18 protein-coding genes and 1 tRNA gene are annotated in these 26,072 nt (G+C 41.1%); 5 read left to right on the top strand and 14 right to left on the bottom strand.

What is annotated here, in order from left to right:
- The first annotated feature begins 32 nt into the window (after positions 1–32).
- On the top strand, positions 33–1,325 hold the full coding sequence (locus G2999_RS07355; protein ID WP_010180263.1) for a phosphoribosylglycinamide synthetase C domain-containing protein: 1,293 nt from the start codon (positions 33–35) through the stop codon (positions 1,323–1,325).
- On the top strand, positions 1,325–2,458 hold the full coding sequence (alr, locus tag G2999_RS07350) for an alanine racemase (protein WP_010180261.1): 1,134 nt from the start codon (positions 1,325–1,327) through the stop codon (positions 2,456–2,458). Before G2999_RS07355 ends, alr begins: the two co-directional genes overlap by 1 nt.
- Positions 2,459–2,530: 72 nt before the next feature.
- Here the strand turns inward: alr and rpsO are convergent, their stop codons facing one another.
- The 8 genes from rpsO to G2999_RS07310 form a co-directional block, all read right to left on the bottom strand.
- Positions 2,531–2,800 carry a 30S ribosomal protein S15 gene (gene rpsO / locus G2999_RS07345; RefSeq protein WP_010180259.1) on the bottom strand — a complete coding sequence of 90 codons (270 nt, stop codon included), beginning with the start codon at positions 2,798–2,800 and terminating at the stop codon, positions 2,531–2,533.
- A 102-nt stretch (positions 2,801–2,902) separates the two neighbouring features.
- Positions 2,903–3,898, bottom strand: a complete 996-nt coding sequence (truB, locus tag G2999_RS07340) for a tRNA pseudouridine(55) synthase TruB (protein ID WP_010180255.1) — start codon at positions 3,896–3,898, stop codon at positions 2,903–2,905.
- 3 nt (positions 3,899–3,901) lie between these two features.
- On the bottom strand, positions 3,902–4,336 hold the full coding sequence (gene rbfA, locus G2999_RS07335) for a 30S ribosome-binding factor RbfA (RefSeq protein ID WP_010180254.1): 435 nt from the start codon (positions 4,334–4,336) through the stop codon (positions 3,902–3,904).
- Positions 4,337–4,440: 104 nt separating this feature from the next.
- Positions 4,441–7,041, bottom strand: coding sequence for a translation initiation factor IF-2 (gene infB / locus G2999_RS07330; RefSeq protein ID WP_010180252.1), 2,601 nt, complete (start codon positions 7,039–7,041; stop codon positions 4,441–4,443).
- Between the two features lie 26 nt (positions 7,042–7,067).
- Positions 7,068–8,552 (bottom strand): transcription termination factor NusA, encoded by a 1,485-nt coding sequence (nusA, locus tag G2999_RS07325; RefSeq protein ID WP_010180250.1) that lies wholly within the window; start codon positions 8,550–8,552, stop codon positions 7,068–7,070.
- Positions 8,553–8,578: 26 nt separating this feature from the next.
- Complete coding sequence (rimP, locus tag G2999_RS07320) at positions 8,579–9,037, bottom strand: ribosome maturation factor RimP (RefSeq protein ID WP_029257448.1); 459 nt, start codon at positions 9,035–9,037, stop codon at positions 8,579–8,581.
- A gap of 145 nt (positions 9,038–9,182) precedes the next feature.
- Positions 9,183–9,259 (bottom strand) — tRNA-Met (locus tag G2999_RS07315).
- Between the two features lie 133 nt (positions 9,260–9,392).
- Positions 9,393–9,695 carry a 4a-hydroxytetrahydrobiopterin dehydratase gene (locus G2999_RS07310; RefSeq protein WP_010180246.1) on the bottom strand — a complete coding sequence of 101 codons (303 nt, stop codon included), beginning with the start codon at positions 9,693–9,695 and terminating at the stop codon, positions 9,393–9,395.
- 206 nt (positions 9,696–9,901) lie between these two features.
- Between G2999_RS07310 and G2999_RS07305 the strand changes: the two genes are divergently transcribed.
- Positions 9,902–10,804 carry a LysR family transcriptional regulator gene (locus G2999_RS07305; RefSeq protein ID WP_010180244.1) on the top strand — a complete coding sequence of 301 codons (903 nt, stop codon included), beginning with the start codon at positions 9,902–9,904 and terminating at the stop codon, positions 10,802–10,804.
- 75 nt (positions 10,805–10,879) lie between these two features.
- Here G2999_RS07305 and G2999_RS07300 read toward each other — a convergent pair whose 3' ends face one another.
- From G2999_RS07300 to G2999_RS07290, 3 genes are all read right to left on the bottom strand, one after another.
- Positions 10,880–12,676, bottom strand: a complete 1,797-nt coding sequence (locus tag G2999_RS07300) for an acyl-CoA dehydrogenase C-terminal domain-containing protein (RefSeq protein WP_010180243.1) — start codon at positions 12,674–12,676, stop codon at positions 10,880–10,882.
- Positions 12,677–12,791: 115 nt separating this feature from the next.
- Positions 12,792–13,766, bottom strand: a complete 975-nt coding sequence (locus G2999_RS07295; RefSeq protein WP_029257447.1) for an NADPH:quinone oxidoreductase family protein — start codon at positions 13,764–13,766, stop codon at positions 12,792–12,794.
- A gap of 63 nt (positions 13,767–13,829) precedes the next feature.
- Positions 13,830–14,507, bottom strand: coding sequence for a histidine phosphatase family protein (locus tag G2999_RS07290; RefSeq protein WP_010180239.1), 678 nt, complete (start codon positions 14,505–14,507; stop codon positions 13,830–13,832).
- A gap of 194 nt (positions 14,508–14,701) precedes the next feature.
- Between G2999_RS07290 and hemN the strand changes: the two genes are divergently transcribed.
- Entirely contained in the window at positions 14,702–16,072 is a 1,371-nt protein-coding gene (gene hemN, locus G2999_RS07285) for an oxygen-independent coproporphyrinogen III oxidase (protein WP_010180237.1), read from the top strand.
- Here the strand turns inward: hemN and recD are convergent.
- Genes recD through recC form a run of 3 tightly spaced genes read right to left on the bottom strand, consistent with a single transcriptional unit; the run spans position 16,045 to position 25,174 of the window.
- Positions 16,045–18,069: an exodeoxyribonuclease V subunit alpha gene (gene recD / locus G2999_RS07280; RefSeq protein WP_010180235.1), complete on the bottom strand. Its 2,025-nt coding sequence runs from the start codon at positions 18,067–18,069 to the stop codon at positions 16,045–16,047. The two genes, hemN and recD, sit on opposite strands and share 28 nt — an antisense overlap.
- Positions 18,066–21,734, bottom strand: coding sequence for a UvrD-helicase domain-containing protein (locus G2999_RS07275; protein ID WP_010180233.1), 3,669 nt, complete (start codon positions 21,732–21,734; stop codon positions 18,066–18,068). The genes recD and G2999_RS07275 overlap by 4 nt, the downstream gene beginning before the upstream one ends.
- Entirely contained in the window at positions 21,731–25,174 is a 3,444-nt protein-coding gene (gene recC, locus G2999_RS12145; RefSeq protein ID WP_010180231.1) for an exodeoxyribonuclease V subunit gamma, read from the bottom strand. Before recC ends, G2999_RS07275 begins: the two co-directional genes overlap by 4 nt.
- Positions 25,175–25,400: 226 nt before the next feature.
- Between recC and G2999_RS07265 the strand changes: the two genes are divergently transcribed.
- Positions 25,401–26,057 carry a dUTP diphosphatase gene (locus G2999_RS07265; RefSeq protein ID WP_010180229.1) on the top strand — a complete coding sequence of 219 codons (657 nt, stop codon included), beginning with the start codon at positions 25,401–25,403 and terminating at the stop codon, positions 26,055–26,057.
- Positions 26,058–26,072: the final 15 nt, after the last annotated feature.

Below are 26,072 nucleotides of genomic sequence, written 5' to 3'. Positions count from 1 at the left end.
TTGGGCGTCATTAAAAAATAAGAACAATTAATATGTCTCTACCATTACCAGAAAAAGACGCTTCTTCACTTTCGGTACTGATTATCGGTATCGGTGCCTTTACCCATGGTTTAGCACAAACCCTGCAAGACGCCGGTGCTCATGTCATCGTCTGGCTGAGTCGTGACTACGGCCATTATGGCCCTAACCAGGTGTGTCAGACGTTTGATGAACATGATTTTGCTAACCCTTTAGCACTCGTAGCTGAGCACCCTGTGGATATTATGATCCCGATGTCAATTGATTGGGCGCAAAGCGATTGGGCAGCAGCATTCGCAGCAAAGACGCCGGTATTTTGTCCCACCGATGAAGCCCTAAAACTCGAACGAGACCGCGCGTTTGCACAAACCATTGGCGAATCCGTCGGCATTGCATTTCCGCGTTCTTGCGTCGCACAAAACCGGCTAGATGCGCAAGAATTTCTGACCCAGCACCCTGCTCCCTATGTCATCAAAAACACACTATGTTCTCCCACTAGTCCTATTCATACTATTGTTTGTGAAACGTTAGCTGATACTCAGAGTTGGTTGGATCGGATTGATTATGCCGAAGGTGTATTTTTCCAAGAATATATGGGTCACAAAGAAGCTGGACACATTGTCTTTGTCCAAAACGGCCAAATCACTTCTTTAGTCAGTAACCAAGAATATAAACGCGCCTTTAACGGTAACATGGGAAAAATTGCAGGCGCCCCACTTGGCGGTTTAATCGAAGCCGATCCGACAGACCAATATGGTCTCGCTGAGACACTCATTACCCCATTACAACCTTGGCTAGAAGAAGTCAATTACACTGGACCGTTACAAGTCACCGCAATTTGTCGCGATGGGGTGTGGTCGGTGATTGAATACAATGCTCGTCTTGGCGTCACATGTGGCCCTATGATCATGCGTATGCTCAAAAACCCCCTTGATATGCTCAAAGCAGTGATCGATGGCAGTGAATTTATTCCTGATTTTGTTTCCGATAAACCGATTGGGTGTTCAATTACTCTTGCCGGTTACGGGTATCCGTTTTTAAGTGTCACAGGCCCTGCCTTTCCATTAGAGTTACCAGAAGTATTATGCAGTGATAAAGGCGATATTTGGCTCAACGAAGTAGAGGCAGGTAAAGCAGAACATCCCGTATTAGCATCCGGTCATCGGTTACTCGATGTGAACGCATTTGGTAATACGAAAGATGATGCGGTCCAGCAGGCCTATGCACTGATGGCAGATATCCGCTGTTCAAATAGCTATTACCGCACTGATATTGGTGACACTATGTGGCCACCAGGAGCAGCATAATGATAGATAAACCAATGTCAGGTATTCGCAGCGCATGGGTAGAAATAGATCATCAACAACTACTCACCAATTTTGAGCTTATCAATCAAGACTCACCTGCACATCTTAAAAAATTATGTGTTGTCAAAGACCAAGCGTATGGCCATGGTGGTGTCGTTATCGCTAAAGCGGCGCGTGACGCCGGTTATGACTATCTCGCTGTTGAGACCATAGATGAAGCGATTGAATTACGCGATGCCCAGATTGAACTACCCATCTTAATTTTTGGTGAGGTCAGTGACGCTGAATTTGCTGCATGTTTAGCCTATCGCATCACCTGTTGTGTCAATGATATCGACAAAGCTAGACGCTTTAATGCACTGTGCTTAGCACAAGGGATTAACCACACGGTTCATATCGAAATTGATAGTGGCATGAGTCGTTGGGGTGTGCGCTGGAGTGATGCAATACCGGTGATTGAATATATTGCCCGAGAGTGTGATGGATTAGTTCTGGAAGGCATGATGAGTCATTTTGCCATGTCCGATGAAGCAGATAAAACCTATGCGAATCTACAGCATAGTCGCTTTGTGGAAGTCATAGAAGCGCTAGAACAAACGGATATCACCATCCCATTAATTCACATGTCCAATACCGGTGGGCTTCTCGACCTCCCCCATGCGCATTTCAATATGATCCGCAGTGGGATCTTACATTTAGGCGTATATCCATCGCTTGTATGTAAACGTATTGAAGGACTCAAACCGATTATGTCGGTTAAAGCGCAAATACCTGCGTTAAGACAACTCCAAGTAGGTGATTGTGTCGGCTATGGGATGCATTTTACTGCGTCTACACCCATGCAGATTGCAATATTACCGATTGGCTACGGTGATGGTTACCCGCGTGTACGCAATGAAGGGTACGTATTAATCCACGGACAACAATGCCCAGTAGTAGGTGGTAATGCTATGGATGCTATGATGGTAGACGTCAGTCATTTAGATAATGTGTCAATAGGCGATGAAGTCGTGCTAATGGGCGGTCAAGGTGATGAATGGATCGATCCTCGAGATTTGGTCAAATGGAAAAAAACCGTGTGTTATGAAATTTTAACCGGATGGCGAGCTCGATTACCAAGGCGTTATGTTTGATTAAAAACTGAAATAAAATAGACATAAAAAAAGGCGCTTTTAAAAAGCGCCTTTTTAGTATTTGAGCTTGTCTTAGCGACGTAGGCCTAAACGTTTGATTAGGTCTTGATACGCTTCAACATTTTTACCTTTAAGGTAGTCTAATAATTTACGACGAGTAGAAACCATGCGTAATAAACCACGACGTGAATGGTGATCTTTTTTATGAGACTTAAAGTGACCTTGAAGTTTGTTGATGTTGTGCGTTAATAATGCAACTTGTACTTGAGGTGAACCAGTGTCGCCTTCTTTAGTTGCGTAATCTGCTACGATTGCAGCTGCTTCTTGTGTAGTTAGTGACATAATATTCTCCAATAGAGTGTTAAAATAAATACAGCCAATCACTAATTCAGCTGTATCGAAGAGTCGCATATTATACGGTAAACTTTAGGTAATGCAAGCATCTCACTCGGAATAAACGACAACTCGTTTGGGATGCAAATAACCATCGTCTTTTAATTCCGCCACAGCATAGATATTACCGCTCTCATCATAGACTTTGACTTGTTCAAAACCGTCTTTGGATAACGCCATCGCCTTGACATCTACCACCGTTTCGTCCACCTGTGCAGGGGTCATTTTAGCAGGGATAAACGGCATTCCCACTTTAACGCCATTAATCTGCGCATCAGTAGCAACTGTTGAGCCTAAAGCATAAAGTGGAATATCCATGGGTAATAGTAACGGGTCAATATAGGGATGATGTTCACTGCCTTTATCAATGCGGTGAGTATCCACTAAGGTTTGTAATGCATCTAAGCTCATCATTTTATCACTTGGATACCCAGCTACTTGAGAACGATGTAAACGACTGACATAGGCGCCACAGCCTAACACTTGACCAATATCATCCACCAATGAACGAATATAAGTGCCTTTTGAACAATGCACGCGCATATCCAGTTCTACGCCTTCAATACGTAAAATATCTAACGCAAAAATAGTGATATCTCGGGCCGGACGGTCAATTTCTATCCCCTGGCGGGCATACCAGTATAGCGGCTTACCTTCATGTTTAAGCGCTGAAAACATGGATGGAATTTGTTTAGATGCACCTACAAAACTTAAACATGCTGCACGTATGTCATCTTCTGTACTGGTCACAGGTAGGGTCGATACGACTTCGCCATCGGCATCAGATGTCGTCGTACGAATACCTAATGTGGCAGTCACTTCATACGTCTTATCTGCATCGAGTAAAAATTGAGAAAACTTAGTTGCTTCACCTAAACAAATAGGCAACATACCACTGGCAAGCGGATCAAGGGCACCTGTGTGCCCTGCTTTCGCAGCACCATACATCGCGCGTACTTTTTGCAGGACATTATTGGACGACTCACCTAGAGGTTTATCTAATAAAAATACACCGTTAATTGCACGGCCTTTACGACGACGCCCCATGAACTAGTCGTCGTTTTTGGGTGAATCAGTGGTGTCCGCAGCATCCGTATCCGCTGGACTATCGCCACGCTTTGCTTCTTCATCACGCGTTACTTGAGACACAATATTAGAAATACGCATGCCTTCAGTAATAGAACGATCTTGGATGAATTTTAATGCTGGAGTATTACGCATTCGCACGCGACGAGATAACAAACCGCGCACAAACCCTTTACCTTCTTCTAGCAGTGCCATGGATGCTTTAACTTTCTCTTCGTCCATCTCTAAAAATGTGACATAGACTTTAGCGTGAGCTAAATCACGAGAGATTTCCACACCAGACACTGTCACCATACACAACTCAGGTGCTTGGTGTTTAAATTCTTGATTCAGAATGCTCGCAATTTCTTTATGTACTTGTTGCGAGACTCTATCGGTACGCGAAAATTCACGAGCCATATTAAATTCCTTCATTCGGTTGTGATTCAGGACACAACACTTAATCAAATAAAACAAAAACGGAGGCTAGCGCCCCCGTTTATTTAAATTGTACCCGTCACGCATTATAACTCGCGTGATACTTCGACAATCTCAAATACTTCGATTTGGTCACCGACTTTAACATCATTGTAGTTCTTCACGCCGATACCACATTCGATACCTTTTTTGACGTCTTGAACATCATCTTTAAAGCGACGTAGTGACTCAAGCTCACCTTCGTAGATAACCACGTTTTCACGTAGGACACGAATTGGGTTACTGCGTTTAATGACACCTTCAGTAACCATACAACCGGCAATCGCACCAATCTTCGGTGATTTGAATACATCACGTACTTCAGCTAAACCAATGATTTGTTGTTTGAACTCAGGAGCAAGCATACCGCTCATCGCTGCTTTCACTTCATCAATCAGATTATAGATAACTGAGTAATAACGTAAATCAATTTCTTCCGCTTCAATCATACGACGCGCAGTTGCATCAGCACGTACATTAAAGCCAACAACAATCGCACTCGATGCGGCCGCTAAGGATGCATCAGTCTCGGTGATACCACCAACACCAGAACCAACAATATTCACTTTTACTTCATCAGTCGATAGTTTAACTAATGACTCAGAAATCGCTTCTACTGAACCTTGAACGTCGGCTTTTAATACCACATTAAGTTCAGATACATCACCGGCTTCCATGTTCGCAAACATGTTTTCCAATTTCGCTTTCTGTTGTTTTGCTAATTTCAATTCACGCTGTTTAATCGAACGCTTAGACGCTACTTCACGCGCTTTACGCTCATCGTTAACGACAAGTGCATCTTCACCTGCAATCGGTACACCCGATAGACCTAATACTTCAACCGGAGTAGAAGGACCTGCAAGTTTAACTTCTTGGCCATTCTCATCACGCATCGCACGAACACGACCGTATTCAAGACCACATAATAAAATGTCACCCGCTTTTAATTGACCTTCTTGGATCAATACCGAAGCGACTGGGCCTCGTCCTTTATCTAGACGAGATTCGATAACAATACCACGACCAGGACCTGTTGGTACGGCCTGGTAATCTAATACTTCAGCTTGTAGATTAATGGCTTCTAATAACTCGTCAATCCCCAAGCCCGTCTTCGCCGAAACGCTGACGAACTGATGCTCACCGCCCCACTCTTCAGAGATAACTTCAAGTTGTGATAACTCAGTTTTAACTCTGTCTGGATCAGCTGCTTCTTTGTCCATCTTGTTTACAGCCACAATCAAAGGCACACCGGCAGCTTTCGCATGCTGAACCGCTTCTTTAGTTTGTGGCATGACACCATCATCGGCTGCAACGACTAAGATAACAATATCAGTTGCGGTTGCACCACGGGCACGCATGGCAGTAAACGCCGCGTGTCCAGGGGTATCTAAGAAGGTGATTTTACCGTTATCCGTTTCAACTGAATAAGCACCAATGTGCTGGGTAATACCACCCGCTTCACCGTCAGCCACTTTAGCGCGACGAATGTAATCAAGTAATGACGTTTTACCATGGTCAACGTGACCCATGATAGTAACTACTGGTGCACGAGGCGCTTTATCACCGCCCGTTGCATCAGCGATCAATTCATCTTCTAATGCATTATCATTCACTAACTCATATTTATGACCCATTTCTTCAACGACTAATACCGCTGTATCTTGGTCTAACACTTGGTTAATGGTTGCCATTTCACCCATCTTCATCATCGTTTTAATGACTTCGTTGGCTTTAATCGCTAATTTACTGGCTAACTCACCCACAGTGATTGTTTCGCCTAACTTCACGATACGTTCAACAGGTGCAGCTGGCTTGTTGAAACCTTGTTTCAGGTTTTCACCGGCTTTTTTCTTCTTACGACGACGTGAACCACGTTCTACTTTCAAGTCATCAAGATCTTCAGCTTCTTGTGCATAACGGTTAGAGTGAACGTGAACTTCTTCAGCTTCTTGAGCTTTACGACGTTCTTCTTCTTCTTTCCAACGACGCTCGTTTTCTTCTGCAAGTTTGCGAGCTTCTTCTGCTGCTTTTTTTGCATCTTCTTCAAGTTTACGCTGTGTTTCTTCTTCTTGCTGTTTACGCAGTTTTTCAGCTTCAGCGCGAGACGCTTCTTGTGCTGCTTTTTCTTCAGCAGTCATTTGTGGTTCGTTCTTCTTACGCTCTTCTGCTTCTCGCTTCGCTTTTTCAGCGCGAGCGATTTGTTCAGCTTCTGCTTTCTTACGTGCTTCAGCTGCTTCTTTTGCTTTATTCTCAGCTGCTTTACGTGCTTCTTCAGCCGCTTTTTGTTCCGCTTCTAATTTCGCTTGCTCAGCTGCCTGACGTGCAGCTTCTTCCGCTGCTAATTTTGCTTCATCTTCAGGACTACGCTTCACAAAAGTACGTTTCTTACGAACTTCTACTTTGACATTTTTAGATTTGCCTACTGATAATGTACTGGTAGTTTTACGCGTCAGTGTCATCTTTTTGGGCGCGATATTAGCATCACTACCATGCGCTTTAGCAAGATGATCTAGTAATTGCTTTTTCTCTGCCTCAGTGACGTTATCACCTGCTTTTTTAGTTAAGCCAGCATCATTAAATTGTTGAACTAAGCGATCAACGTTGGTGCCTATGTCACCCGCGAGTTTTTCTATGGAAACTTCAGACATTGTCCTCTCCTTTTTGTTGACCGTTATTACTCTTCGTTGAACCACTTAATATTACGTGCAGCCATAATAAAGTCGCCTGCGCTTTTTTCATCAAGTCCTTCAATATCACAAATCTCATCGGTACCTTGTTCGGCTAACTCTTCTAAATCAGTTACGCCTTGTTTAGCTAACGCGACGGCTATTTCATTCGTCATGCCAGCAAGATTTAATAACTCTTCTTTTGGCTCTAACGATTCTTCGTCGGCCAACGCTTTAGTGGTCAGATATGCACGAGCACGGTTACGTAACTCTTCAATGATATCTTCATCTAATCCTTCAATTTCTAATAATTCACTTACCGGAACATAAGCGATTTCTTCAAGTGAAGTAAACCCTTCACTCGCTAACACGCCCGCAAATTCTTCATCAATATCTAACCCAGTAACAAATACATCAATGATTTGTGCACTTTCGTCTTGTTGTTTCTTTTCTAGGTCTTCAATCGTCATGACATTTAATTCCCAGCCAGTTAACTGGCTAGCTAAACGTACATTTTGACCTGATTTACCAATAGCTTGTGCCAGGTTATCAGGCTCAACAGCCACGTCCATCGTCATAGTATCTTCATCTGCAACGATACTTGCCACTTCAGCTGGTGCCATTGCATTGATAACGAACTGTGGTGCTTCTTCATCCCATAAGACGATATCAACACGTTCGCCACCTAATTCAGATGATACAGCTTGTACACGTGAACCACGCATACCGACACACGCACCGACGGGGTCAAGGCGTTTGTCATTGGTTTTCACAGCAATTTTTGCACGAGAACCAGGATCACGTGCTGCTGATTTAATTTCTAAGGTTTCTTCTGCAATTTCAGGTACTTCAAGACGGAATAATTCAACAATCATATCTGGGTGAGTACGAGAAATAAATAATTGTGCACCACGTGCTTCAGGACGGATTACGTACAATAAACCACGTACACGATCACCTGGGCGGAAATTTTCACGCGGTAACATGTCATCACGATAAATAACACCTTCAGCGTTATTGCCTAAATCGATAATAACGTTATCGCGATTCACTTTTTTGACCGTACCGGTAACCAGTTCACCCACACGATCTTCATATTCAGCGATCATTTGTGCACGTTCTGCTTCACGCACTTTCTGGAAAATCACTTGTTTTGCAGTTTGTGTCGTAATACGGTCAAATTTAATTGATTCAATTTGCTCTTCAACAAAATCACCAATCTGAATTTCTGGCTCATCAATCTGTGCTGCAGAGATAGTCATCTCAGCATAAGGGTTTTCTTGTACTTGGTCATCAGGGATAACTAACCACTGACGAAAAGTATCAAAATCACCAGTAGCTCGGTCAATGGCAACACGCACTTCTATCTCACCTTCATTTTTCTTTTTAGTGGCTGTAGATAATGCGAACTCGAGTGCTTCAAAGATTTTTTCTTTGGGTACTTGTTTTTCATTTGAAACCGCTTCGGCAACTAATAAGATCTCTTTACTCATGATACTCTCTTCCTAATTTGATGAACCTAGTCAAAGACCGGGACAAGATTACCTTTTTCTATATTCATAATAGCCAGTGTATAAGACTGACCATCAACTTCAACCACTATGTTATCGTTTTCACAAGATAATAAAGTGCCTTTAAAATTACGACGTTCATTCATCGGCATGCGTAAACGCACAGCGACCATTTCCCCAACTATCGCTTCATAATGAGCGGTTTTAAATAGAGGACGGTCCATACCCGGTGATGATACTTCTAAATTATATTCAGTGTTTATCGGATCTTCTACATCCAATATTGCACTGGCTTGCTGAGAGACATCTGCACAATGATCTACACTAATACCGTCAGGATGATCGATAAAAACGCGTAAAATTGAATGTTTACCCGCTCGAACAAACTCCACACCGACCATTTCAAAGCCAAGTGACTCTGCTGCTGGGGTAAGCATCTCTGTCAATTTTTTTTCAAGTTGTGACAAAACACGACTCCATAAATGAAAAAAGGGCATAAAGCCCATTTTGATACCGCATAAACGAAAAAAGCCCCTTACAAGCAGGGGCTTTTTACAAATTTTTGGACCCTAGTCCACTATATATCTGAATGCTATATACTAAGCATTCAAGTGGTTGCGGGAGCAGGATTTGAACCTACGACCTTCGGGTTATGAGCCCGACGAGCTACCAGACTGCTCCATCCCGCGCTTGAAACTGGTTTGTGAGGTTTGCTGTGCTTCCCCTCTCAAGTGGTGCGTATTATACATAGCACAGATTATGACGCAACCCTTAATTCACAATAAATGGTAAGTTTTATTTGAGTGATGATTAAACCATCAATTACTTAAACATTTCCATCTTATTTGCTAGTTTTATGTCCAATTCACTGATCCCGCCTACATCATGGGTTATTAAATTCACCGCTACTTTGTTATAAGTATTTGACCACTCAGGATGATGATTCATTTTCTCAGCCCAAATCGCCATTTGTGACATCCAGCCAAAGGCACGAATAAACGAATTGAATGTAAATGTTTTATATAAGCGGTTCCCATTAAGTATCCATTGTTCCTCAGGGGGCAATGAAGTATTTAATTCTAGTAATGCTGCTTGGATCTGTGTGGAGGTAAGTTTCTCGGCCATATTATGTACTACTTAATATTGTTACTGATTAATAGCATATTAAATGGATTTAGATCACATAAAACCATTCTTACTTAAATGCATAGATAGCATTGTAAAGATTTGTGTTTTTTTATGTTAATGAGTAGACATATTTACGCTCATCTATTAATCTAAATAATAATAAAAAGCGTATAACATAAACAAAACTAATAAGCGTAATTATTATGAACCTACATAGAATCGATTTAAATCTATTTGCCGTCTTTGATGCTATATATACTGCAGGTAGTTTGACTAAAGCAGCAGATGTACTTTGCATCACCCAGCCTGCGGTCAGTAACTCGTTAGCACGTCTGCGCGATATGCTCAACGACCCATTATTTGTCAGAACGGGTCATACTATGACCCCGACCCCCGTCGCACAGAACATTATTGTCCCTGCACGGGCTGCTTTGGAATTGCTTCGTAAAAGTGTCCAAGCGAGTCATGTTTTTGATCCTCAAGTTGCCGAAAAACAGTTCAATTTTGCCAGTCGTGATTTACTCGAAGTGAGTATATTGCCACGTTTATTAGCACATTTAGAAAATGGCTCACCGAATATTACCTTAGCCAATTTTGAAATATCTCGCTCTAAAGTAGTGGCAGAAATGGCCAATGGCAATCTTGATTTCTTCGCTGATGCATCAACATTCACTGACCCACATCTACACAAAACCTGTATCGCGACAGACCGTTATGTGGTCATGGCAAGGAAAAATCATCCATTGTTAAAACAAGGTTGTGATTTAGACACTTTCTTATCAATGGATCATATTAATGTTGCTTACCGTCAAGATGGCTCTAGTGTTATTGACGTTGCGTTGGATAATTTGGGCCATAAACGTAAAGTGAAATTCCATTCACAGCATTTTTTAACGGTGCCCAGTGCGTTAGTCAAAACCGATATGGTGGCGTGTTTACCCTATCACTTAGCTAAACATTATGATTTAGCCATGTATGAAATGCCGATTGAAATGCCAAAAATGGAGTATTTTTTGTATTGGCATGTATCAATGGATGAAGATCACGCCCATCGCTGGATGCGCGAACAAATTATGGAAGTATCAAAAGTCTACCAATCCAACTAAATTTTCAGTACAAAAAAGCCCATCTATATAACCTATATTAGATGGGCTTTTTTATGATTACGTTGTTTAACGTGCTTATACTTTAAATAAGGCTTCAGGCATGTTCATCAAATTATCAGAACCCGTTCTGATCGATGATACTAAACTACGTGTCCGAGTTAATAATCGGTCGAAATAGAATTGTGCCGTCATTAGTTTTGCTTCATAAAAATCTTTATTACCTTCACCAGCATCGATTTTTTGTTGCGCCACTACCGCCATTTTCAGCCACATATAACCTACGATTACGTATCCAGAATACATCAGATAATCAACCGCAGCTGCACCTAACTCATTTGGATTCTGTTGTGCCGATAAGCCGATTTCACCCGTTAGCTGTGCCCATTCATCACAATGTGATTGAATTGCGTTTGCCATCACATTAAATTGTTGATGCTCACGAATACTCGCACAATACGTTAATATTTCAGTCTGCATCACTTTCAGTAATTCACCATTTGACCCCATGATTTTACGCGCAAGTAAATCAATCGCTTGGATCCCAGTTGTGCCTTCATACATCGTACAGATACGTGTATCACGGGCCAATTGTTCCATGCCCCACTCTGCGATGTAACCATGCCCACCATAAACCTGCATACCATGAGAGGTGGTTTCTAATGCCGTTTCCGTTAAAAATGCTTTTACGATCGGAGTGAGCATAGATAACTTTGCATCAGCCAGCTGCTTTGCATCTGCGTCAGTACCGTACAATGTTTCATCTACTAATTGCATACAATAAATGGCTAGTGCTCGATTTCCTTCGGCAAAGGCTTTTTGTGTTAAGAGCATGCGACGCACATCCGGATGGACAATGATAGGATCAGCAGGACCGTCTGCATTCTTTTTGCCAGTCATTGAACGAAACTGTAATCGGTCTTGAGCATACGCTAATGCACCTTGAAAAGACGCCTCTGATGCGGATAGCCCCTCTAATCCTGTACCAATTCGGGCAATATTCATAAAGGTGAACATGCAATTTAATCCACGATTAGGTGCACCGATTAAAATACCGCGTGCCTCATCAAAATTCATTACACATGTTGCGCTGCCTTTAATGCCCATCTTGTGTTCAATGGAACCACACTTAACTGTATTTCTTTCACCCTTATTACCTTGCTCATCAACATGATATTTAGGTACGATAAATAAAGAGATACCCTTTGTTCCTGCAGGCGCGTCAGGTAATCGAGCCAGTACAATATGCACAATATTTTCAGACATATCATGCTCACCCGCAGAGATGAATATTTTGGTACCCGAGATGCGATAAGAACCATCTTCATTTGGCTCCGCCTTACATTTAAGCATCCCTAAATCAGAACCACAATGTGGTTCAGTTAAGCACATAGTACCGGTCCACGTGCCCGCGACAAGATGATGTAAAAACATCTCTTTTTGTTGTTCTGTCCCATGTGCCTTTAAGGTATCAATGCACCCTTGCGATAAACCAGGGTACATCGCCCATGAATGATTCGCACCAGAAAACCATTCGGCCATCGCTGACGCTAATGAATAAGGTAACGCTTGACCACCATATTGCTCAGGATGTGCCATCGACGGCCAGCCACCTTCTACATATTGTGCATAAGCTTCTTTGAAACCGCTTGGCGTCGTAACAACACCATCATCCCAATGACAACCTTCAGTATCACCCACGGCATTAATCGGTGCTAATACATTTTCTGCGAACTTTGCCGCTTCTTCATAAATTGCATCCACTAAATCTGGGGTGGCATCGTTAAACCCAAGTCGTTGATAGTGTGATTCAAAATCAAATACATCATTCATGACAAATAAAGTATCTTTTTTAGGTGCTTGATAATTTTGCATCTGGACTACTCTCTTTTGGTAGATAGTATTGTTATAATTTAGTTAATGGATATTAGGTGAGAGATGCAGTTTTTAACACTTTATTGGTTTTATGATTGCCTATTAGTTTTGATAATTACGGGATGACGATGAGTTTCCCTTTTGCTTTTCTATGGTTCAAATCATTCAACGCTGCGCTGGTATCTGCTAGTGCATAATGTTTATCGACATGCACCGTCACATTGCCATTGATTAACCAACCAAACAACTCTTTCATGTTTTGTTGAAACACCTTAGGCTCATGCATAGTAAAAGAACCCCAGAATACGCCCACAACTGAATACCCTTTCACCAGGGCTAAATTCACAGGAAATTGTGGGATTACACCACCGGCAAAACCCACGACTAATAGTCGTCCATTCCAGGCCATAGATTTACTGCATTGATTAAAAATATCTCCACCAACACATTCGTACACCACATCCACACCTCGCTTATGCGTGATTCGATTGACTTCTTCTTTGATGTTTTGTTCAGTGTAATTAATCGTATAATCAGCACCTTGATTTACCGCAAAATCTAATTTTTCGGGTGTCGAACATGCTGCGATGACGGTAGCGCCTAATTTCTTAGCTATCTGTACTGCAGCAATCCCCGTTCCACCTGCAGCGCCTGTGACCAGGATTGTTTCACCGGGTTGGATTTGTGCACGTTGCACTAATGCATGATGAGCCGTTGCATGAGCCGTTATCAGACCTGCCGCTTGATCAAACTCAATCGCCTCAGGTAATGGCATGACATGCGTCATTTTACACGTAACATATTGTGCAAACCCTCCTAACATACTTAAACCAATCACACGCATGCCCACACTTAAGTGATTAACATTTTTTCCCACTGCAACAATGATCCCTGCCACTTCATTGCCAGGGATAAAAGGCCTTTCAGGTTTCATTTGATATAAGCCCTGCACCAACAAACTATCCGGAAAATTCACACCTGCGGCATGGACTTGAATCAGTACTTCATCAGCATTAGGCGTCGGTACCGCTAACGATTTGACCAGCAGATTTTCCACCGGCCCAAATTCATCACACACCACTGCATTCATCATAGTTGGAAGCGATACACTGTTATTAGTTGTGTTCATGATTTTACCTCGTTCTTTTTGTATTTATGAGTAAGTAAAAAGGGTTGTGTTACCTTCAAGCTCCAGATGGGGAATTTGATTAAAACTCGTTTCAAATATTTGTGAAGATGACACTAAGTATTGATGATAACTCGCATTTCTGATTTGTAAGTTAGTGTCGATTAATTTATCGACACTCAACTCCAGCGTATATCCTTTAAGCATCGCTATCGCACCACCGGAAGTGGCGATTAAAATATGCTTTGCATCTGAAGATTGTTGAGTAATGTGAGTCATACCATCGACAACACGTTGTTGAAATTCTTGCCAAGTCTCTGGCAACCCTAAAAGCTGCTCACGTGACCAAGCTATCATCGCATTTTTTAATAACCGATAGAACTCTGCTCGCGGCGCACTGCTACTCGGCATACTTGTATTAGCATAGGATAAATATGATGTGATCACCGCTTCGAAATCAAACTCATTAAAATGCGCTAATTGTGTGAATGCTTTAGTCTGATTCGGCATATTAGCCAGTATTTGCTGTGCCGTTTCATGATGACGCACCATGTTCCCTGTGTAGACGGCATCAAATTGAGTGCCTATTTGGTGAAAATAACGACCCAGTATCTGTGCTTGTTCATGACCTAACGGACTCAGCTGATCATAATTATCTGTGCCATATGAAGCCTGTCCATGTCTGACTAAGGTGATTTTTTGCATTGTTGTCTCCATGATAGTGATTAACTAGTGTATGGATAATTGGCGTAAAAACTAACTTTTGTTGCTGAATACTTGATCATCACTAAGAGATTATTTGTTCTACATCAATATCCAAACTATTGTTTTGATTATTATAGTGTTTTTATCGCACCCATGTTACTCAGTCAGCATGGACAATGAGTGAATGTCACGTTATGAATCTACTGAAACAGACCTATGAATTAACACCAGCGGAACATATTGCGTATTTATACCAACGCAATGTCCCTAGATATACATCTTACCCGACTGCTTTGGAATTTTCAGTTGATGACTATAATACGCCTCTATTAGCGAATATAGCGAACCTTTCGACGCCTATCTCATTGTATATACACATACCATTTTGCCATTCGCTTTGTTATTACTGTGGCTGTAATAAACGAGTGACTCGTGACAATAGTAAAGCAGATGAGTACTTGCATTATTTAGGGTTAGAAATCGCGCAAATAGCACAGCATAATCCTGAAATTACTATCAGTCATATTCATTATGGTGGCGGCAGTCCTAGTTTTTTATCGATTGAGCAGCATACTAAACTGATGCACTTACTGACTTCACATTTTAACTTGGCAAGTGAATGTCAAATGAGTATCGAGTGTGATCCTCGAAATTTAACCCCCCCTTACATTCAGCATTTAGCTAAGCTGGGATTCACACGTATGAGCTTAGGGGTACAGGATGTTGATCCTATCGTACAAACGACCATTAATAGAGTGCAATCATCATCCCATATTCAAGCATGTATAGCCGATGCCTATCACGCTGGTTTTTCGTCTATTAATTTAGATATTATCGTCGGTTTACCTGAACAAAACTTAACGACTATTCAACACACATTAAGTGCCTTAGCGCAATTTAATGTAGACCGTATATCCGTATTTAACTATGCACACTTGCCAGAACGATTCGCTGCCCAGAGAAAGTTTTCGAAACATAATATGCCTGCGCCAGAATTAAAACAGCAAATGACATCTCATATTGCTCAAACACTACAGTCTATGGGCTATCAAGCTATAGGGATGGATCATTTTGCTAAGCCTAATGATTCGCTTGCTGTTGCAGCAAATAAAGGTGTTTTGTCGAGAAATTTTCAAGGCTACACCTGTGATCAAAACGATCAGATACTCGGACTTGGGGTGAGTGCAATCTCCAATATCAGTCACATACGTGCACAAAATGCAGTAGATTTGAAACGATATTACCAACAAGTGACCACCGAAAGTTTACGACATAAAGGACGTCAACTGACTCAAGACGATCTTATTCGAGGGGATCTCATCAATCAATTGATGTGTAACTACACGATTAATTTAGCCGCCATCAGCCAGCGTTGGAGTATTGATGCTGATAAATATTTTGCTCATGAAATTGACTCACTGGCATTTTATAGCAGCTTAGGTATCGTCACAAAGCACCAGCAGCAATATTCAATTTCAACCCAACACAAACCTTTGGTCAGAGTTATCGCACAATTATTTGATCAATATAAAAAAGATCAAACCCGCTTTTCATCTGTTATTTGAGTTAGACAAGGTTTATTGGGTTCAATCACTATATTCGTATGGCGTGCATGAGTAGTATAAATCGCTTTGACAAAATCGGGAGCAGCCCCTGTGACTGCCACATATTGTTTAGCGCGAGTAATACCGGTATACAACAATTCTTTACTCATAGGATGTATTAGTCCTGAAGGTAAGACAATTAGCACTTGGTCAAATTCACTGCCTTGAGTTTTATGAATAGTCATGGCATAAGCAGATTGAAACTTTGCGATCCGGTAAGGTGAAATCGCCAGAGGGGCTTGGTCACCTCTATCGATATACGCAGTCAACTGTTGTGCTTCGTTACGTAGGATCACACCAGAGTCGCCGTTATAAATCCCTAATTGCATATCATTTTGAGTGATCAGTATCGCCTTACCGTGATATAGATGACGATCTGAATCTGCACTTTTATTAGTGGATGGATCCAACAACTGATCTATAGCTTTATTAATCCCTTCAATCCCCATAGCCGAGTGTCGAATGGGTGACAGGATCCGAAATTGTCGCAGTAATGCTAAAGCGTCAGTTGGTTCCAACATACTTAACAAAGGCTTAAAATAGGCATCGCTCATAGTTTTGATTAATGCATTAAAGTTTTGTTTCACTTGCTGTTCATCAACTTCATCAGGGCGATATAATAATGTTGAAGACGCGAGGTTAGATAATTTTGGTGATGAAGTCGACCAGCGTGTGATTACGTTATCTAGCGCAGTAATTGCTCCGTTGACGTTATTTTGATAAATCGCATTCGCAAGCTCATTGACATGATGAGTCGAGCGCATATTAGTGAGTAAAGTGGCCGCATAATCATTCCATTGACTATTCTCACCGGGGATCTCGGCGCATGATGTCAGGTATTGTGAGCTTAATTCAGAACTTACTGACTCTACCCATTGCATCATAGTGGAGGAAAATTGATTCACGTGTACGGGCATGACATCTTTTAAAATATTACCTGACTCAACAGAAGGTAACTGTGCCGTATCACCAATCAATAATATCCGAGTGGAAGGCTTTACCGCACTGAGTATTCGAAACATCAGGCGAGTATCTAACATGGAAGCTTCATCAATGACTAACACGTCATGAGGCAATGGATTACCCTGATGATATTTAGCATAATTGCGATGATATCCTAACCCAAGTAATCGATGCACAGTGGAAGCGGTAGTGGGTATATTAGCCAACAGTTCAGGTGCAATACCTTGACGACTTAGATGTTGAACTTCATTGACGATTGATTCACTCATTCTTTGGGCAGCTTTACCTGTAGGAGCACACAGTGCAAAATTCAGTCGTTTATCCGCTTGCGCCAAGTGCAATAATAAGGTTCGGATCACCGTATACGTTTTACCTGTACCAGGTCCCCCGTTAATAATAAAAAACGATTGATTTAATGCCGTGACGCTCGCTATCGCTTGCCAAATGTTCTTAATTGGACTGGGGTAGAGCTGTTCAAACACAGTCTTAACATTGGGGTTGAGTCGCTCATTTGAGGTCGTAATTTTCTGTGATATCTGTTGAGAAATAAACTGCTCATATTCGTAAACCTTTCTAGAAAATAAACGTTGCTTATCGATGACGAGAAGCTGACCATGTATGGGATGAGCAATTAACGCTTGGATACTCATCTCAATTTCTTCATATGAGGTGCATTGAGCCCCCGTCAATGATTGCCCATTTTCAGTTGCATACTGAGTTGGATTATCACTATCCATCTTTTCAAAAAACTGATTATTGACGAGACTAGTTAAATCAATATAACTGTTCCCTGCACATTGCGCTTGCTGAAGCAACAACATCGCCACAAATTGATGTGTAATGATGTGCGGATTAACCCGATAAAACGCTTCAATATCTTCATAGGCTTCATTAGCCACATTAGGTTTATAGTAAGCGGATAATTGTGTCGCCACTAATAATTTATCATGAGGTTCAGCATGACAACGTTGGATTAATTGGGTAAATGAACTCATAACTCCCCCTGCCCATCTGTCATCAGCGATGGAAATGTCTGTGCTAAATACTGTAAATCGGTCATGCTGATTGGCTTAAAGTAAATACCACTATGAGCAGGTGCTTGAGGACTCATGCCTCGAAGATATAAGTAATATACACCCCCTAAATGGCGACTGGGTTCATAATCAGGTAAGACTAACGAAAGGTGAAGATGTAATACCCACACATAAATCAAGTACTGTAGATCATATTGTTTTGATTGAATATCCGCCAATAATGCATCTGGGGTATAGCCCTCAAAACCGTTTCCTAAATGCGTTGATTTATAATCACACACAAAATATTGGCCATTGACTTCGAAAATCAAATCAATAAACCCTTGCATCATGCCTTCTAACATATCTGTGGCAAGGTTCGGCAGCGTATTCTCATCCCGATGATGTTGTAACAATTTTCCTAATGAGGCTATCGATGTGTCTCCTAGAGGGAAATAGAATTGTGGCTCTCTTAACGTGTTAGCTTTAGGTAGCTGTTTCAACATAAAATTACTGTCGCTGTGAGCGTGGTAAATGGGTGTACTTAGCACTTCATCTAACCAACTGGCAATGGCGTCAATGTCATTTTGATGATCAGGTAAAAATTTTAGGCACTCCTGTTCAATAAGGGTGTTATCTAAAGCTTCTGTAAAATCGCTATGTTCTAACACATTATGCAATAACTGACCTGCATTAGCCCCCTTAGTCAGAGTGAAACGTAGCGGTAGAGTATCGTCCTGTTTATCGCTAGAACGATCAGATTTAGCGTGATCATCACTATGTGTTTTGGCGTTCAAATCAATCTCTTTAGTACGATTGACAATACTGGAATATGAATATATACGCCATTGAGATTGGGTTGGCCCTGTATAGGTTAACGCCTTGAGATCAGGTTGATTAGATAACTTAGAGTACATCGATAGATGCAAATTATCTGGTATTGTATGACTGGCAAATAGAGAACTATCAGCCCCTGCAAGTGCCTCCATGTATTCAATGACACTGTAATCATGGGTATCTGCGACTTTCGCCAACATATGGTGTATGGCCGTGTTGTCGGCATAGTGAATCGATTGGTAACCTAAATAACATCGATGTGCAGCCCGCGTAATCGCCACATACAATAAACGTAAGGCCTCTCGTTGCGCTTGTTCGATCTGAATCGCATCTTTTACGGGAAGACGCGCAAGAAAATGACGTTTTTCTTGTGCATTTGTATCATAAAACGTGGTGAATTTAGCTTTTGAGTTAATTAAATCTCGATTTCCAAAGCTATCAAATGGCACAAACACAATCGGATATTCTAAGCCTTTTGAGCCATGGATCGTGACAATTTTAATTAATTCACTGTCTGATTCTAATCGTTGATAATATTCATCAGCCTCATTACCTGCCGCTAATTTTTCATACAAAAAAGATGCGGTCATACTCGGTAACGGATTAGTTCTCTCAAACTCATTTAACAAATCAGCTAGCTGCATGTAATTAGTCATGATCCGTTCAGCGTCTAAACAATCACCATAAAGCGTAAATCGGGTTTTCAATACATGAGTCAGCATCACCAAAATACCCTCATCCTGCCATTTATGGAGTAACTGATGTGCAGCGAGCTTGTACTGTTCAATGTCGTCAGGTCGGCTATCTAGTGCATAAAGATCCTCAGGCTGACATCCCATTAAATCTGTCGCGAGCATGGTTTTGAAAGGCCGCTCTTGGTTGAAATTTAATAACCCATGTAAAAATCGATATAAATTAGTCGCTTGTTGAGACGTGAATATCGAATTGCGATTACTTAAAATCACACTATTTAAACCACATTGTGCAAATACACGTTTAATCAAATCACCTTGGGCACGTTTATTCACTAAAATAGCAATATCAGCAGGTTGAACCAGGCGATCACCTAGCGTCACGCTAGTCAGTAAACGTTGAATTTCATTGGCAACCCATTTCGACATTAAGATTTGTGCCGAGATTTTATCTAACATGGCGGGTTGTAACTCATTTCCTTCTTGCATTTGATAATGAAAGAAATGCGTCCCTGCATCTGAGCATTCATCTTTTAAAGGCGTATTATTCGCTTTGGCTAATGATGTGGCTAAAATCCAGTTATATTGAATATGATAATCAAATAACTCTTTTTCTGGCACTGGAGGCTCTGTATTAGGGGCATCTGACAGCGATGTGGCCCATGAGGTCATGCTTGATAACTTAGATTGGGTGATATCTAACCCATAGAATAATGTGTTGTAACCATTAATCACCGACGGCGTTGAACGGTAGTTGGTATCCATACTCCAATGAAAACATGCATCTTTAACGGCATTAAGATAAGTAAATACATCGCCACCTCTAAATCCATAAATAGCTTGCTTAGGATCACCAATCATTAGCAACATCAGTTCCTTATTTTTGGGTGGATATACCTGATGAAAAATCGAGTATTGCTCAGCATCTGTATCCTGGAATTCATCAATCAACGCGATGGGATATTGCTGACGAATATACGCAATAAGTTGCTCGTTGCCTGACATTATCTCTTGATATAACAAATGGATGGTATCGGAGTGGTCTAATACACCCTGGCGCTGTTTATCGTTACTGGCTTGTGTTTTAATATCATTGAGCAATGTCGCAATAAGACTATAGTGAGGTAGTTTATGTTGCACCTCTGCGATCTTCTTTTTGATTTTTTCTGCTTGTTTCCAACTCTCATTAAAAGCTTGTAATACCGTTAAATAGTGTGCTTTATTCGCCGTGTCAAAATGCTTGGCATAGCCTCTAATTCTAATGCCGTGAAAAAAAGATTTAACGAAACCTTCGTCATCAAAATACACATCGGCGTCCAACCATCTTAAGACAATATCGACATCCATTGATACTTTGGCATAGTTAGTCTCATACAGTGTCTTAATCTCATTAATATACTGAGATAAGATCAAACAGCACTCACTACGCAACACCTTTAATGACGAAAAAATCGGTTGGAAAGACTGCTGAATTAATTCATCGATGTTCGTTTCATTTGGATATTCAACGGGTAGATTATTTAGTAAGACATTGTGATAGGTGGCGAAGAAATCTTCTGGCGTCTCGACCCCGAATGCAGATAACGCTTCGCGATATGCAACCTTATTTTGGAGTGCTAAAAATTGATCATGTATCGCAGTAATATAAATCGATTGGCTATCATCAATAATGGTTTGTTCAAAAGGGCGATGAGTCAAAAAGGACGATTGGGTTAACATTCGTCCACAAAAACTATTAATAGTGAATATTGCTGCTTCATCCATTTCTAAAATAGCTTGGCGTAGAATCAAACGCGCTTTGTCGGGCGTGACCACTGCATTGTCGATAATCAGATCTCTAAGCAAGGGATCCCATTGCTCTTGCGGCTGGTCTAGCATGGTCAAAAACTCTTGTAACGTCGCTGCTATTCTTGCTTTGAGCTCTTGTGTCGCGGCTTTAGTGAATGTCACAATGAGTAATTGAGTAATCGATATTTGCTTGACGAGTAATACTTTTACGGCAATTCGAGTAATATTAAATGTCTTACCGGTTCCTGCACTAGCTTCAATTAAATGCCGTTGTGCGAGTGTGAGTGTTATGACGTTTAATGGCGAAAAAACAACAGCATCTTGCTTCATAAAGAGACTCCCACACTCGGGTCAAGTGGTGAAAAATCACCGGATAAGACCACTTGAATGATCGGATGAAAATACCACTCATCGATGTTAGTTAATGCGATATCTTGATGTGAAAAACCATGCGGAAATAGCCATTTACAGTAGGTATTAACATTCCATGCATAAGAAGAAAATTTATCTTCACGTTGTTCACCATAATCATCCAATAAATACTCAATGTGAGGTATTTGCTTAAAATTACTCACTACATCTTTGTCATATTGCCGCCGTATACTCTCTAAATTTTGATACACATCTAAGTGAATAAAATGCGGTTCACGCAATGCTTGGATATACTGCGCTGAAAATAGCTTGAGCACTATATCAGCCTGTTCTGGCGTCATAAAATCATATGGAATATGCAGCGTATTAACTTCAAGACACACTGATTTTTGACCTGCGGTTGTTCGTTCCCGGCTATTTAGATACCGTATAGAGGTATCTCCGGTCGTCCCAAAACACATCAATTTCAAACAATGGGTCATCAATAGCGACAACTTTAGCTCAAATAGTCGAGATTTAGTCATCACCTTATGTAAAAACGTATGACTATGGTATTCATCATCAATGGCAAATAATGCATTAACATGAAACTGAAAATGCTCAAATTGCCATTTCACCACTTGATTATGACGAGCAGTAGTGACGGGCTGTTGAGCTAAACTTTCTGCTATCGTCCTGTGTAATCCATCATATAAAGACATTTGCTGACTCTTTAGCATCCATTGCGAGACATCTCCGGTGTTCACTAAAGGCTTTACAAAATCTAATCCCATGTCGTTAGCATTATCATAATCTATCGTCGCAGATGCTGTATTCAATGCTTGTACGAGGAGTTTATCTTTCGATAAACCGTCTAATGAAAACGGTTCAACATCATCCATCACATTAATGTATTCATCTAGCACCACATCATATTGTTTATTGACATGCAGCTTGAGTGGATTGATAAAGAGCGCTGTCATATCGTTATGATCAAGATAAATATCATCTGGTACTGTAATAGTTGAAGTTTTGGCAGGTAACACACCACTTTTAGCTAATGCTAACCACCCTTGGTCAAACGATCCCTTTTGTTCAAAATCATGTTCATTCGATGCGAACAATGTGGGACTAAATGGCTGCAATGGCGCGCGTCGTACAATACGTTCAGAAAATTTCTCAGGCTTTTCGTTCTGAGGATCTGCAAGGATGAATTTTTGATCTAAATAATGGAGTAACTCTTGGATAACCAAACTCGGTTCAATGGTTTGATTATCTTTCGCACTCTGGCCTTGGTAGCTTAGGTATAAATAATCGCGGGCTGATATTAAGGCTTCTAAAAATAAATATCGATCTTCATTGCGTCGTGACCTGTCACCACGTTGCTTTTCACTTTGTGCAATTAAGTCGATACTATTAGGTAAGGCTATGCGCGGAAAAGCACCATCATTGAGACCGAGAATACAGATCATCTTAAACGGCACACTTCGCATCGGCACCATTGAGCTAAACGTCACTTGGCCTGTCAAAAATTGATTCAATGCATCGGGCGTACTAAATTTATCCGACAAACTTTCTCGTACAAGCGCCAACCCGATGGGCGACTCATAACCAGCCGTTTGTACTTGCTTACTGAATTGACTGATCGTTTGCTCAATCATCTGTTGAGCTCGCAACTGAGTCGACGTTTCTCCAAACAACGACTGACTCATTTCCTGTAAGAGACGTTCCCATTCTTGAATCGATTTATCCCCGTTCAATTGTGCTCGAAAGGTCGAAAGACGATTTACCAGAACTAAGAGTTTGCCTAAAATCCGGCTATTTAGGCCTTCAACTGCATCCACATACGCAAACTCATCATGATGTTCTTGCATTTCACTATGTAAACAACCTAATGCTAATCGACTTAATCCCCACTCCCATGTGTAATGCTCAGTCACTGCTTCGTTATCCAACCAAGACGCTTTATGGGCTTGATTCAACCCCCACTTAATCTGTGACATAGATAACCAGTTAATACACAAGGTTAATTCATCTTCCGTCAAATTGAGATTTTTTTGGACACTAGGGATCCGCAGATAATCAATGATTTTGGTCACCGAAAAACGACTATCTGGTAATGACAACATATCTAAAAACATCATGACTGTTGGTTCAGAGTTCAGTGGAGCTCGATCTGCTATCGAACACACTAACTGAGGAGAATCCGTTTGAGCCGGTTTATAACTGGGTCTAAAGATACTGTTTACAAATGGCGCATATTCTTCTACCGACGGACACATCACCAAAATATCATGAGGCTGTAGATCAGGATCGGCGGTTAATATTCGCAGTAATTCATCGTGTAGTGTTTGTACTTCTCGAATAGCACTAAAGCCACTGTGAATTTGAATGGACGCATCAATATCCTCCGGATGAAGTGTCACCGGCGTAACATGTGCACTAGCGATGTCTGCCTGAACTTGTTTTAAGAGACTCGGTGCATCATCTGCAGTGGGTGCAATAAATAACTGACTGTCGGTCATATCCGGGTAATTAATATCTTGTAACTGGTTGAATAATCCCCTTCCTTGTTGACCCAAATTCGCTAAAATGGGATGTGATATATCTTCAGCCTTTAGTTCGTCTATGCCTTTCGATAAACGTTCACGTAATAGCACTTTATCACTAACCACATCCCCCCAATATTGACTACAAGGATTTAAGAAAAACAAATACACATCAATGTATTGCGCCACCGCACTAAAAAATTCAATTTGTGTCGGTGATAACGTATTCACAGCAAAGATAGTAATGGATTTAGGTAGCTTAGCCTGATGCGTCGCAAGTTGGGATATCGCCGCGGCGCGTAATGCTGCCGGATGGTCAGGATGAATCGCAACTAATTGTTCCCAAATGAGCTGCTGCCAAGGTTCGAGAGTATCATTTAATCCCTTTAGATTGCCTTGTTCCCATGCGGTTAACCAATCCTCGCGATAAATGAGGTACTGTTCATACACATCGGCCAATTGCTTGGCTAAGCGAAAACATTGCAAAAGAGGTTCTGGCTGCTCTTGCCAATACGCATTGGCATAAGCCGCACGAGGATCACTAATAAAACCGGGATCTTGTAATATCGTAAAAATATTCCAAACCAAATATTCACGCTTAAATGGTGAATCTTGAGGCACTTTATCGCCTAATATCGAACGACAAATACTATAGATTTCACGCGACACTAAAGGGAAGTCAATATTCATAGACAAACCTGTCTTTTTGGCAATTTCCATATTCAAATAATGTTGCATGCCTTGGCTTTCCACTACTATCGTAGTGGGTTCAAAAACACCGCGAATGCCTTGTTGATAATCATCCTGAATAAACGAAATCAATACTTGGGTCAGTATCTCTTGTTTATTGGACGGCACCACATGAAACATAATTGATTTCCTTGTACATCAGCAATACGAGTAAAATGCTCAAAAATAAAGCAACTCTTTCACCTATTATTGGCTCTGTATGTTTATACAGTAACCTCTTAAGTAAACACTACCAGTGGGTGTTTTGCAATACGTATTCGATAAATTTTGTATAATCAACGACACACTTTACCCACTCAATAAAAACAGTTTACACTAAGCAAATTATAATTCGATGGAAGTGTCTATGTTACATGCACAACAACTAGCAACTATGCTTGATTTACAACAAAAAATGAATGCCAAGGTTAATCCTGAATGGATTAACGCCGGTTATGGATTCATGCGAGCGGCCATGGTCGAATCAGTTGAAGCTATCGAACATCACGGTTGGAAATGGTGGAAAGCCCAAGAAAAAGACTTGCCACAATTACAAATGGAATGTGTTGATATTTGGCATTTTGCCCTTTCACATATTCTCATTGAATATCAAGGTGATGTTGAAGCAAGTGCTAAAGTCATCGCTCAACAGTTGTCCGAATCGGAGACGGCATTAACCTTTGATGGCAACATCTATGAATTTGCTCAGCAAGATTTACTCAATAATTTAGAATTAATGACCGGACTTGCAGCAGCTAAACGTTTTAATGTCAGTTTATTTATGACGATTATTGCTCAATGTGAGATGTCGACTGACACGCTATTTGAACAATATGTCGGTAAAAACATTCTCAACTTTTTCCGCCAAGATCACGGCTATAAAGAAGGCACTTATATTAAAGAATGGGCTGGAAGAGAGGATAATGAACATCTGGTAGACGTTTTAACGGCCTTAGATTCAACGTTAGATAATTATGCCGATGCCGTTTATGAGCAACTTTCGCTTCGCTACCCTAATAACTAATGAAAATTAGACCAC

The organism is Glaciecola sp. HTCC2999 (assembly GCF_000155775.1).
Taxonomy (GTDB): Bacteria; Pseudomonadota; Gammaproteobacteria; order Enterobacterales; family Alteromonadaceae; genus Opacimonas.
The sequence above is the reverse complement of the archived record's forward strand: the minus strand, read 5'-3'. Positions and strand labels throughout refer to the sequence as shown.